Here is an 11,075-nt window from a genome sequence, read left to right on the forward strand (position 1 = left end):
GCTGCCAGTCGTCGGTCAGGCCCGTCTCCACCAGAGTTTCCAGCAGAGCGTCCCAGACCCCTTGCTCGGCCCAACGCCGGAAGCGAACGTAGACCGAGTTCCACTTCTCATAGCGTTCGTCCATGTCGCGCCAGGGGCAGCCAGCTCGCAGGACGAACAGCATGCCATTAAGAAACCGACGGTTGTCGTAAGCGGGACGAGACTTGCGCCCCCGTTCACTGGGCAGCAGTTCACCGATCACCGCCCATTCCTCGTCCGTCAGATCGCCTCGCGCCAAAGCCGCCTCCAAAAGGCAGCCTTGAATCAGACGTCAGACGGTTTGGGAATCCACTATGTCAACAGGGCCTAAGATTCACCCTGGACCAGCCGGGGAACAGGACACAGGGAACAGTCGTTCGCAAGAATTACGTTCAGCAACAACTATGCACCCAGTCCGGTCATACGTTACTTTGCCCCTCCGAAGCGATTGCAAACGTTCGCGTTATCGATCCGGATTGATCTCGAGCGTTTCTCTCGTCCCAAGGTGTCGTTCGTTTCAATCATCGATGTGGTCGTGCCCGCCATTGCGGCCGGGGCGCCAATAGCCCTCGGCGGAGATTTCCGTCTTGGCATAGCCGTATGAGACAAGGAGACGGCGTTGATCGCGTACGGCGCTCGTCTCGCCGGCAAGATAGACATGGGTCGCGTCCGGTTGCGGCGGCATATCGTGCAGGGCGCTGATGAGGGCCGCGCCCGGCGCAGTCCCATCCGCACGGCACAGCCAGCGCACCTCGATCCGATCGGACTCAACGATCGGCTGCCGGCTGTCCGGCATGCCGATCTCGATCAGTGCCAGCGCGCTCGCATGGGCCGGCAGGCCCTCGAGGATGGCCTGCGCCGCCGGCAATCCGGTTTCGTCCACGCAGATCAGATGGTGCGTCGCATCCTCTTTGAGAACCACATGGCCGCGCGGACCCACGGCCGCGAAGCGATCGCCGGCCTCGGCCGACAACACCCAGCGATTGGCCGGCGTCTTGCGCGTTCCGTGAAGCGCGACGTCGATGGCGATCTGCCGGGTCTTCGGATCGAAGCTTCGAACCGTGTAGTGGCGCGCGTCCACCCCATCGCCCTCCTGGGGCAGGACGAGGATCAGGCTCTGGCCGGGCCGGACCGTAAATTCGCTCAAGGCGGGGCCGGTCGCGATCACCCGGTGCATGGTCGCCGTGACCGGCCGGACATCGGTGATCTCCAGCTCCCAGATGCGGCCCTTGCGCTTCAGGCGATCGGGAACGCGGTCGGAGATCTGGGACGCGGACGCGCTCACGAGGCCTCTCCCATCCAGACCGAGAGCGTCATTGCGCCTTTGGCGAAGGCGATGCGGCTGGTCACGTAACGCCCGGTGCCGATATGGGCGAGGAACGGGTCGTCGTCATCCAGATGGTCCGCATTGTCGGCGACGACGAGGGCGTTTGCGGCAAGTTTCGGCTCGAGACGTTCGAGGATCGGCAAATAGAGATCCTTGGCCCCGTCGAGGAAGAGAAGGTCGATCCCTGCCGGCGCATCGAGAAGCGTCTCGCGCGCATCGCCCACGCGGATCTCCGCGATCTCCGAGAGCCCCGCATCGGACAGGTTGGCGCGGGCCTTCCCGGCCTTGTGCGGATGGTACTCGCTGCCGATCACCCGGCCGCCGGCAGCTTTCGCCGCCGCCGCGAGATAGAGCGTCGATATGCCGAAGGACGAGCCGAATTCGACGATGGTGCGGGCTTTGCGCGACAGGGCCAGCGCGAAGAGGAAGCGGCCCTGATTGGGTCCGATCGCGAGATAGCCGGTGCGATGGCGCTCGGAGGTGCGGAAATCCATGGTCGGAAGGGCATCGCGCTCGCGCGGAGCGGATGCGCGCCGCTCGCGAACCTGCGCGAAAGCGGCTTCGTGTTCGCGCTCGATGACGGCCCGGACGGCCGGTTCGATCCCCGGCGTCGCGATAATCGGCATGGTTTGAGGCATTGTCGTCTCTCTGCTGCTTGGGGATGGGCTGCTTCTGTGAGGGGGGCTAGCGGGTGAGGACCACCGGGCAGGCGCGTTCGGGGTGGGAGAGGATACAGACCGCTTGGCGGTAGACGGCGCCGATGCGTTCCTCCTCCATCACCGACCAGGGATCGCCCACGGCGACGACGCGGCCCTCGGACAGGAGCACGATCTGGTCGGCATAGGCGCAGGCGAGGTTGAGGTCGTGCAGTACGGCGACGACGCAGGCGCCCTTTCGGGCCTCTCTCGCCGCAAGACCCAGCACTCGCTCCTGATGGCGCAGGTCGAGGGCGGCCGTCGGCTCATCGAGAAGCATGATCGGCGTGTCCTGCACGAGAACGCGCGCGAATGTGGTGCGCGCCTGCTCGCCGCCCGAGAGGGTCTGGGCGTCGCGGTCCGCCATATGGTCGATCTCGGCATCGCGCATCCCGACCTCGATGGCATCGGCATCCTCGTCCGGCGAGACATCGCGCATGGCCCGGCCCATGGCGACGACCTCGCCCACAGAATAGCCGAAGCGCACCATGGAGGACTGCGGGAAGACCGAGCGCACCTGCGCGAGATCGGCCACCGAATGACGGGCGACCGGACGACCGCCGAGGTCCACGACGCCGGCATCGGCGTCGAGATCGCCGGCGACGACGGACAGGAGCGTCGACTTTCCTGCTCCGTTCGGGCCGACGAGCGCGGTGAGCGTTCCAGCGGCGCAGTCGAGGTCGACGCGGTCGAGAAGCGTCCTGCCGCCGATGCGCACCGTCACGTTTCGAAGATGGATCATACCGCGCTCGCCCGGTTTCGCCCGCGATAGATCATCCACAGGAAGAACGGGCCGCCGAGCGCGCCCATCAGGATGCCGATCGGCACTTCCGAGGGCGGATCGAGGGTGCGGGCGGCCAGATCCGCAAGGATGACGAGAAATCCGCCGCCGGCGGCGGAGAAGGGCACCAGCAGCCGGTGGCCCGGCCCGATCATCAGGCGGAAGAGATGGGGGACGACGAGGCCGACGAAGCCGATCGTGCCGGCAAAGGAGACCGCGGCCGCGACGAGAAGCGCGGTGACGACGATGAGCTTGCGGCGCAGCAGTTTCACATCGACGCCGAGATGGCGCGCCTGGCGCTCGCCGAGCGCGAGAAGATCGAGCGGGCGCGACCACCAGACGAGGAGCGCGATGCCGACCACCGCCGGGGGCAGCGTCAGGGCGACGGTCGACCATTTGGCGACCGAGAGCGAGCCCATCGACCAGAAGGTGAGGCTCTGGAGCTGTTCCATGGTGGCGAGATAGGTGAGGAAGCCCGCGATCGAGCCGCCGATCGCGTTGACGGCGATGCCGACGAGAAGCAGCCTCGCATTGTCGCCGCCCGACTGGCCGGGCGAGGCGAGCGCGTAGATGATCAGCGTCGTCGCGATGCCGGCGAGGAAGGCGCCTGCCGGCAGGGTCCAGGGGCCGAGCACCGAGATGTTGAGGACGACGACGGCGATCGCGCCGAGCGAGGCGCCCGAGGAGACGCCGACGATGCCGGGATCTGCGAGCGGATTGCCGAACAGGCCCTGCATGGCGGCCCCGCAGGTGGCAAGGCTCGCGCCGACGATGACGGCCATGACGATGCGCGCGAGGCGAAGATCCCAGACCACGGCCTCGGCGAGGGCGGCCTGACCCGTCGTCTCCGTTCCGGTGATGCGCGCCGTGAGCGCCCCGAGGATATCGGCGAGCGAAAGCGTCAGGGCGCCGTACATGATCGAGGCGAGGGTCGCGGCGAGAAGACCGATCGCGATGAGAAGCGCAAGAAGGCTCGCGCGGCCGCTCAGAGCCTTGCCGCGCCGGTCGTAGCGCGCAAGCGCGGTCGGGCGCGCGGTCCTCGGCACGGCGGTATCGCTCATCGTTCGGCCGCCAGCCCCTTCAGGGCATCGGCGAGCTGCCGGGTCGCGATGCCGCTCGAGGCCGCGTCCGAGCGCACATGCAGGTCGCGCATGACGACGACGTTCCGCTCGCGGCCCGCTGGGGTGAGGGCTAGACCCGGATAGGACTGCCAGATGCCGGCAAGGCCGCCGAAGGACGGCAGTTCCGTCTCGGCGATCAGCACGACGTCCGGCTTCATGGCCAGAACGCCCTCGGGCGTCACCGGGCGGTAGCGGTCCCGTCCGACCTCGGCGGCCGGATTGACCGCGCCGACCCGCCGGATGAGATTGTCGACGGCCGTCTCGGCCCCGCCGGCGGTGAACTGCGTGCCCGCTCCAACCTTCGAGATGTGGAGGACGCGCGGCGCCTCGCCGCGGGTCTTCGCCGAACTCTCGTAATCGGCCTCGATCGAGGCGACCAGCGCCTCGCCTCGCTCCGGAACGCCGAGAATCTCGGCCATCTCACGCACCTTCCGTGTCGCGGGCAGGATCCGCGAGATCATCTTCGTCTCCTGGCCGAGCGCGGCGAGACCGTCGATCAGCCGGGCGACCGGGGGCGATGAGCCGAGGGTGATCTTGCCGGGGCCGAAGGAGAGGATGCCCTCGACCCCCGCCCATTCGCGCACCTTGTGGGGCGTTCCCCCGATCCCCGGCAGATCGATCGCCTCGGGGCGGGCGAGGATGCGGTCGGCAGCCCCCAGCGCCACAGCGATCTCGACGAGATCGGCGCCGAGAAGGACGAGATTGCGCTCGCCCTCGAGGCTGCCCGGCTCGAAGAGCGCCGGATAGGGCTCGGCATCGGAGATATCCATCGGCTCGGCCGGGGCCGGCAGGACCGGCAGGGCGATGAATAGGCATGCGGCCAGCGTGAGCGGCCGGATCGTCGGCACGAGGATCATGATTCAGAACACCGTCGAGATCTGGAAGGAGACCTTGCGCGGATCGCCATAGGTCACGGACGAGCCGAAGGAGCGCTGGTCGAAATAGTCCTCGTCGAAAAGGTTCTCGACGCGGACCGCACCCTTCAGGAGCGCGCCGTTCTTAAGTTTCTTCTCGGCGAAGAGACCGATGTCGACGAGGGTGTAGGGATCGCGCTCGAAGCCGTTCGGATCGCGGGCGTCGGAGTAATGATTCACGCCGAGGCCGAGATCGATCTGCCCGAAGCGGCCTACCGGCTCGCCATAGACGCGGACCTTGTTCCACAGAGCGAGATTGTGCTCGGCGACGTAGGGGATCGAGCCGCCGAGGAGCACGGGATCGTCGGTCTCCTTCACCTCGGTATCGAGATAAGCGTAGCCCATATAGCTCGTCCACCAGTCGGTGATCTGGCCGGTGAGCCCGAATTCGAGGCCCTGCGACTGGTAGACGCCGTCGAGGACGGAATTGGTGTTGAGTTCGTCGTCGGGGAACAGCCGGCGTGCGATGTTCTCCTTCTCGATCCGGAAGGCGGCGGCGGTGAGAAGCGCGGCGCCGTCCATGATCTCCTGCTTGGCGCCCACCTCGTATTGCCGCCCGATCTCGGGATCGTCGAGCACCTCGAAGGTCTCGAAATCGTTGACCAGCAGCTGGGGCGAGAAGGATTCCGCATAGGAGCCGTAGACGGAGATCGTGTCCGTCAGGTCCTGGATGACAGCGAGGCGCGGCGTCACGAAGCCGTCCTCCAGCGTCGTGATCGGCCCGGCGCCCGTCACGCTCGGGCCGTCGGTCTGCTCGGTATAGGCATAGCCGATCGCACCCACGAGCTTCGTGGTCTGCCAGGGCATCGTCACGATGTCCTGGACGTAGACATTGTGGTCGTCGCGCTCGAAGGCGCCGCCTCGGCCATCGGTTGGGATCAGCGCGAAGAGTTCGTCCTGGAACGCATAGGCGCCGCCTCTCGCCCCGAAGGGATCGATCGCGTCCGGGCGAAGGGGACGCAGCGGGTTGGTCCGCGTCCCGGTCGAGACCTGAACGACGCCGCCATCGCTCTTCAGATGGGAATAGGCATAACCCGCGAGCCACTGGTGCGAGAAGGCGCCGGTCTCGAACCGGCCCTTGAGGTCGGCGCCGGCTGCGATCGAGCGGTCCTCGGAAATGCCCACATGGGTCGTGCGCGGCAGCGCGCCGAAGCGATCGGGCGCTCCGCCCCCGCGCCCGCCGATCCGCGTCGTCTGATGCTCCTGGTCGTTGTGCTGATAGAGGACGTAGGTATCGAGCCCGAAGGCCTCCGAGGGCGTCCACTCGGTCTCCCACAGGACGGTGTGCTGGCGGATATCGACGAAGTCGTTGTCGTAGCCGGCGAAGAAGTTCTCCGGCACGGGAAGAAGCGTCTCGCCCGGGAAGCGGATCGTGTCGTAGCGCTGGGGCACGCCGTCGACATCGAGATATTCGTAGGAGAGGCGCGAGACGAACGCGTCGCTCGGTGCCCATTCGAGGCTGCCGTAAAGGGTCTTCGGCGTCTCCTCGACCTCGTCGCGCCAGTCGTCGTCCTTGTTGTATTCGGCAACGAAGCGGTAGCGCCAGTGGTCGGAGGTCTTCGAGAGCGGGCCGCCGGCATCGAGGAAGGCGCCGTAGGAGCCGTCGGTGTCGGCCCGCGTGCCGATCTCGTAGCGCGCTTCGGCGAGCGGCTTCTTGAAGATGTAGTTGATGACGCCGCCGGGCTCAGAGGCGCCGTAATAGATCGCGGCGGGACCCTTCAGGAGTTCGACGCCCGCAAGGCTGACCGTCGAGCGATAGTTTGAGCCGATGCCGTAGATGCGGTGGCCGTTGTAGAGAACGGTGCCCCCTGAGCCGATGTCGAAGCCGCGCGAGAAGAAGCCGCGCGCGACGTTCGAGCCCGTATCGGAATTGGTGCTCTGGGTGTGGGCGCCCGCGAAGCTCTCGAAGGCCTCGTAGACGGTGAGATCGCCCCGGTCCTCGATGAGTTCGGCCGAGGCCTGCTCGACCGAGAACGGCACCTGGCGGGCCGGCAGATCCGCCTTGGCGGCGACCCCGCCGATCCCCTGGGGCTCGTAGCCCTCCTCGACCGGGCGAAACACGCCGCCGATGAAGCTCCCGTCCACGGTGACCGTTTCGAGAGCGATCGTCTCGGCCGCCTGCTGCGCGAGGGCGGGAAGTGGGATGACCGCAAGGCTCGCGCCGGCGAAGAGAGCCAGGCGGAGCTCGAAGAGACCGCAGGTATCGGAACGTCGTGTCATGAGGCTGACCTAAATTGCAATCGATTGCAGTTCGAATATGAAACATGATGAAAAGAGTCAATTTAAACTTGCGGGACGTTTCCGCCCTGCAGCCATCGCTCCCGGCGGCTCGCCGGGTCGATAAACCGGTGAGGCCCGACGCAAACCCGCTAGCATTCGGGGTTTCTCCGGCATCGATCACGCGGTTCGAGGTCTCGCAGAGATCTGGTGACCGGAACCGGTGAGCTCGCTTTGTCGTCGCCGTTGTTGCCGATCGGTCAATTGTCTGGAACGGTTCGAGGAGGCTTCGCTGATCCGGGGGCGGACGGCAGGTCGTCGCCGATGCCGATGCTTGCGAATAGCGGCGTCAGGCCCGCACGGGACCCGTCGACCGGCGAACGACGATCGAGGACGGAAAGACGATCTCGCTTTCGAGGTCGCGCTCTCCGGCGATCTCCCGAACCAGTCGCTCGGCCGCGGCATAGCCCATCTCGTAATGGGGGATCGACGCGGTCGTCAGCGGCGGTTCGATGCGATCGAGAAAGGGGATGTCGTTGAAGCCGGAGACCGAGATGTCCTTAGGGCACCCGAGGCCGAGTTTCGCCGCCGCCCTCAGCGCGCCGATCGCAAGGAGGTCGTTGCTGCAGACGAGCGCGGTCAATTCGGGATGCTGCGTCAGAAGCCGCAGGGCGATCCGCTCGCCCTCATCGTCCGTCGCAAGCACAGGGCGAACCATGCGCTCCTCGCCGACGTGGAGCTCGTGTCGCCCGATCGCCGCCCGGAATGCCTCGCTCTTGCGGTCCGACATCGCCGAATTCTCAGGGCCCGCGATATAGCCGAACTCAGTGTGACCGAAGCCGGCGAGATGATCGACGATCTGCGTCATCGCGATCGCGATGTCGGGGAGCACGCGGCTTTCGCCGCCCGAAAGGGTCGATCGGTTGATGAGCACGGACGGCACCCGAGCCGAGCGAACCCGTTCGAGATCCTCGTCGATCCGGTCGGCATAGGTGACGATCATGCCGTCGACCCGGCGGTCCATGAAGGTCCGGTAAAGGTCGCGCTTGCGATCGGCGTCCGCATAGGTGGTGCCAAGCAGCGCGACATAGCCGCTTTTCCGCAGGCGATCTTCAATCCCCTTGAACATGATCGGTAGCATCATGTTCGTGAAGTCGCGCATGACGACGCCGATGAGGCCGCTCCGCTTCTTGCGCAGATTGGCGGCCTGGGTGTTGACCCGGTAGTCGAGTTCGAGGGCGGCCGCCTTCACGCGCTCGAGCGTCGCGGCCTTCACCTTCGGCGCCGTCTGCGGATTGAGGGCTCGCGAGGCGGTCGCGGGATGGACACCCGCGAGCGCGGCGACCTCTTTCAATCTAACCAAACGCGATAACTTCCCATCGTCCCCGAAGACACTTTTCGTGTAACCCGTCCTGAAAGCTCGTCATTGCCGCCTCCTTCGCCTCTATCGAAGTATAGAATGTCCGCTTTCTCGTGACTTCGGAAGGCTGTGGGCATTCCGTGTGGGGTAAATCCTAGGGCAGCTTTCCAACGATCCTACCTGGAAGCCGGCTGTCTCCCTTCGGCCCGACTTACCCGTCCGCTCGTTCCGGGCTTTCAGCGGAATTGCTCGATCTTCAGTTCGAGATCGGCTGCAACTTTCGACCAAGCCTTGTCGGCGGTGACGACGGGAACGGAAAGTTTCCGGCCAAGAGCGAGGCAGGCACGATCTCCGTGACTGAGACCGTAGGGTTTCGTGAGATCGAACATGGCGCCGGCGCTGAACGCGAGATCGAGATCGAGTACATGGACGACGAGTCCAAGCGAGAGAATCAGATCCTCTGCCTCGTCACGGCTCATGCCGCTTTGACACAGCTTCGAGACGGTTTCCTGAACCGTAAGAGTGGAGACGGCTGCGCCGGCATCGATCCAACGCTCGACTTTTGCTGCTCCTCGTTCGGCGAAAGCGTAAGCAAGAATCGCCGAGGTATCGACCACGCAGGCGATCACGAGCGATCGTCCATTTCGTCCGCGTCCGGTTCGATCTTTGCGATCTCCCGTTCGGCCTCGGCGCGCTTTTCGGCGAGAAACTCGTCGACGACACTGACGCCGGGCCGGGCGTATCTTTTCGCGATCGCTTGAGCGCGTTTGCGCCGTAACCGTGCCGTGGTCAGTTTGATCTCGTCGCCCTCCGCTTCGATCAGGACCTTGTCTCCCTTGGAGAGCCCCAGCGTTTTCCGCAGGTCCGAAGGCAACACGACGCGCCCGTTCTCCTGCATGGGCACTTCATACAGTTTCATGGCTCTCTCCTGTTCCTGATCATTCGCCGCAAACGTGCACGAACGATATCTTCGGCTCTCTGGCGCAGATCGATTGCGCCTACCCAAACGAGCCATGCTTGGCATTCCGCCCTGGTCATCATTTATGGGCAAGCGGATGTAATATGGTCAAGGACAACTGAAAATGGTTATCGAGCAATGGCTGCCTCATTACGAAGATGAAGGGCGGAAGATCTTGTTTGGTTGGGTTCCTTGATTTTGGGCAGCTCAAAACCGACCGGTTTCGAACACCCGCGCCGCGATCTGTTCGAAACATAGCCTTTCCGTATTTCGGGCATGTTCATATCCCGCAAGACCGGTTATGCTCCAGTCCGGCACACAGAACCGGATCCCATGTCCCGCATCTTCGCCTATGTCCGCGTCTCGACGCTCGAGCAGACCACCGAGAACCAGCTCGGCGAGATCCGTGCGGCAGGCTTCGATCTTCAGGCGCGCCGCGTCGTCTCCGAGACCGTGTCCGGCTCCCACACCGCGATGGAGCGGCCGGGCTTTGCCAAGCTGATCGACCGGCTGGAGGCGGGGGACGTTCTCGTCGTCACCAAGCTCGACCGGCTCGGCCGCAATGCCATGGATGTGCGCCGGACGGTGGATCATCTCGCCGAGAACGGCATCCGGGTGCACTGCCTCGCCCTCGGCGGCGTCGATCTCACCAGTGCCGCGGGCCGCATGACCATGGGCGTCATCAACGCGGTCGCCGAGTTCGAGCGCGATCTTCTGATCGAGCGCACCCATGCCGGGCTGAAGCGGGCCCGCGAGGAGGGCAAGGCGATCGGCCGCCCGCCGCTTCTGTCGGATCAGAAGAAGCGCGAGGTTCTGGCGAAGCTCGATGGCGGCATGTCGATCGCAAGGCTCGCGCGCGACTATGGCGTGAGCCGGATCACCATCGCCCGCATTCGCGACGCCCGTGCCAAGCTGGAAGGGGCCGATACGGAAAAGGAGGGCGCCGATGCCGATCCGGCCTGAGCATCGCCATTTCTATCCGATCGACTGGCGCGAGCTTTCCCGCGAGATCCGCTTCGTGCGCGCCAAGGGCCGCTGCGAGCGCTGCGGCCGCCCGCATGGCCGAACCGTCACCCATCTCGGCGACGGGCGCTGGTTCGACGAGGATCGCGGCCGCTGGCGCGACGGGCGCGGCCGCCTCGTGCGCGAGCGCCTGCCCGAGCCGGCGGGCTTTGCCGACCCGAACCTCCTGGCGACGACCACCGTCCACCTCGCCTGCGCCCATCTCGACCAGGACACGGCGAACAACGAGGCCGCCAATCTCGCCGCCCTCTGCCAGCGCTGCCATCTGGGCCACGACCGCCCCTGGAACATGAAGAAGCGGAGGATCACCCTCCTCCTGCGCCGCGCGCTGGGGGATCTGTTCACCGGGCCCTACAGCCGGTAGAGGCGATGCCGGTCGCGTCCCTCCCCGGAGGCGTCATGCGCCTCCGTCCGGTCGCCCGGCGCGGTATCGGGCGAGCGGCCTTGAGCTTTACGGCGCACTAACCCTCTGGAGAAAGAGACATTTCCAATCGGACGCCCGGTTAGCAAGGGAGGCTTTTCAATAACCTTTCATGCAACAGTATGGCTTCGTTACTAACGCTGATGGAGCCGTGATGACCACGACGAGCGCGCCGGAGCCCAGACTCGTTCGAGAGGCGTTCAAAGTGCCGAGCTTCGAACGCATTCTGGAACATCTTTC

At 65.4% G+C, this 11,075-nt stretch carries 12 protein-coding genes; 2 read left to right on the plus strand and 10 right to left on the minus strand.

Translation table 11 applies throughout. The features are described from left to right. The 10 genes from DYI37_RS19485 to DYI37_RS19530 all read right to left on the minus strand — a co-directional run. A partial coding sequence (locus tag DYI37_RS19485; RefSeq protein ID WP_147307965.1) for a transposase occupies positions 1–277 on the minus strand: 277 nt, incomplete at its 3' end. 258 nt (positions 278–535) lie between these two features. Continuing rightward, positions 536–1,303 carry a siderophore-interacting protein gene (locus tag DYI37_RS19490; RefSeq protein WP_116684944.1) on the minus strand — a complete coding sequence of 256 codons (768 nt, stop codon included), beginning with the start codon at positions 1,301–1,303 and terminating at the stop codon, positions 536–538. Next, positions 1,300–1,971 carry an O-methyltransferase gene (locus tag DYI37_RS19495; protein WP_199520224.1) on the minus strand — a complete coding sequence of 224 codons (672 nt, stop codon included), beginning with the start codon at positions 1,969–1,971 and terminating at the stop codon, positions 1,300–1,302. The genes DYI37_RS19490 and DYI37_RS19495 overlap by 4 nt, the downstream gene beginning before the upstream one ends. Positions 1,972–2,029: 58 nt before the next feature. Next, a complete protein-coding gene (locus DYI37_RS19500) occupies positions 2,030–2,782 on the minus strand; it encodes a heme ABC transporter ATP-binding protein (protein WP_116684946.1) in 753 nt (250 codons plus the stop codon). Then, positions 2,779–3,882: a FecCD family ABC transporter permease gene (locus DYI37_RS19505; RefSeq protein ID WP_116684947.1), complete on the minus strand. Its 1,104-nt coding sequence runs from the start codon at positions 3,880–3,882 to the stop codon at positions 2,779–2,781. The genes DYI37_RS19500 and DYI37_RS19505 overlap by 4 nt, the downstream gene beginning before the upstream one ends. Continuing rightward, positions 3,879–4,799 (minus strand): heme/hemin ABC transporter substrate-binding protein, encoded by a 921-nt coding sequence (locus DYI37_RS19510; RefSeq protein WP_116684948.1) that lies wholly within the window; start codon positions 4,797–4,799, stop codon positions 3,879–3,881. Before DYI37_RS19510 ends, DYI37_RS19505 begins: the two co-directional genes overlap by 4 nt. Positions 4,800–4,802: 3 nt before the next feature. Further along, on the minus strand, positions 4,803–7,076 hold the full coding sequence (locus DYI37_RS19515; protein ID WP_116684949.1) for a TonB-dependent siderophore receptor: 2,274 nt from the start codon (positions 7,074–7,076) through the stop codon (positions 4,803–4,805). Between the two features lie 346 nt (positions 7,077–7,422). Further along, on the minus strand, positions 7,423–8,436 hold the full coding sequence (locus DYI37_RS19520) for a LacI family DNA-binding transcriptional regulator (RefSeq protein ID WP_116684950.1): 1,014 nt from the start codon (positions 8,434–8,436) through the stop codon (positions 7,423–7,425). A 233-nt stretch (positions 8,437–8,669) separates the two neighbouring features. Then, positions 8,670–9,062 carry a type II toxin-antitoxin system VapC family toxin gene (locus DYI37_RS19525; protein WP_245414018.1) on the minus strand — a complete coding sequence of 131 codons (393 nt, stop codon included), beginning with the start codon at positions 9,060–9,062 and terminating at the stop codon, positions 8,670–8,672. Then, positions 9,059–9,448 (minus strand): AbrB/MazE/SpoVT family DNA-binding domain-containing protein, encoded by a 390-nt coding sequence (locus DYI37_RS19530; RefSeq protein WP_158555239.1) that lies wholly within the window; start codon positions 9,446–9,448, stop codon positions 9,059–9,061. Before DYI37_RS19530 ends, DYI37_RS19525 begins: the two co-directional genes overlap by 4 nt. Before the next feature lie 276 nt (positions 9,449–9,724). Between DYI37_RS19530 and DYI37_RS19535 the strand changes: the two genes are divergently transcribed. Together DYI37_RS19535 and DYI37_RS19540 are read left to right on the plus strand one after the other, a co-directional pair. Further along, positions 9,725–10,354, plus strand: a complete 630-nt coding sequence (locus tag DYI37_RS19535; RefSeq protein ID WP_116684952.1) for a recombinase family protein — start codon at positions 9,725–9,727, stop codon at positions 10,352–10,354. Beyond that, on the plus strand, positions 10,338–10,778 hold the full coding sequence (locus DYI37_RS19540; protein ID WP_116684953.1) for a hypothetical protein: 441 nt from the start codon (positions 10,338–10,340) through the stop codon (positions 10,776–10,778). The genes DYI37_RS19535 and DYI37_RS19540 overlap by 17 nt, the downstream gene beginning before the upstream one ends. Positions 10,779–11,075: the final 297 nt, after the last annotated feature.

Source organism: Fulvimarina endophytica (assembly GCF_003403015.1).
Classification (GTDB): Bacteria; Pseudomonadota; Alphaproteobacteria; order Rhizobiales; family Rhizobiaceae; genus Fulvimarina; species Fulvimarina endophytica.

Bases quoted from the DNA above. Each gene is read 5' to 3' on its own strand.
- DYI37_RS19495 (WP_199520224.1), bottom strand. From the start codon at position 1,971: ATGCCGATTATCGCGACGCCGGGGATCGAACCGGCCGTCCGGGCCGTC.
- DYI37_RS19500 (WP_116684946.1), bottom strand. From the start codon at position 2,782: ATGATCCATCTTCGAAACGTGACGGTGCGCATCGGCGGCAGGACGCTT.
- DYI37_RS19505 (WP_116684947.1), bottom strand. From the start codon at position 3,882: ATGAGCGATACCGCCGTGCCGAGGACCGCGCGCCCGACCGCGCTTGCG.
- DYI37_RS19510 (WP_116684948.1), bottom strand. From the start codon at position 4,799: ATGATCCTCGTGCCGACGATCCGGCCGCTCACGCTGGCCGCATGCCTA.
- DYI37_RS19515 (WP_116684949.1), bottom strand. From the start codon at position 7,076: ATGACACGACGTTCCGATACCTGCGGTCTCTTCGAGCTCCGCCTGGCT.
- DYI37_RS19530 (WP_158555239.1), bottom strand. From the start codon at position 9,448: ATGGCTCGTTTGGGTAGGCGCAATCGATCTGCGCCAGAGAGCCGAAGA.
- DYI37_RS19535 (WP_116684952.1), top strand. From the start codon at position 9,725: ATGTCCCGCATCTTCGCCTATGTCCGCGTCTCGACGCTCGAGCAGACC.
- DYI37_RS19540 (WP_116684953.1), top strand. From the start codon at position 10,338: ATGCCGATCCGGCCTGAGCATCGCCATTTCTATCCGATCGACTGGCGC.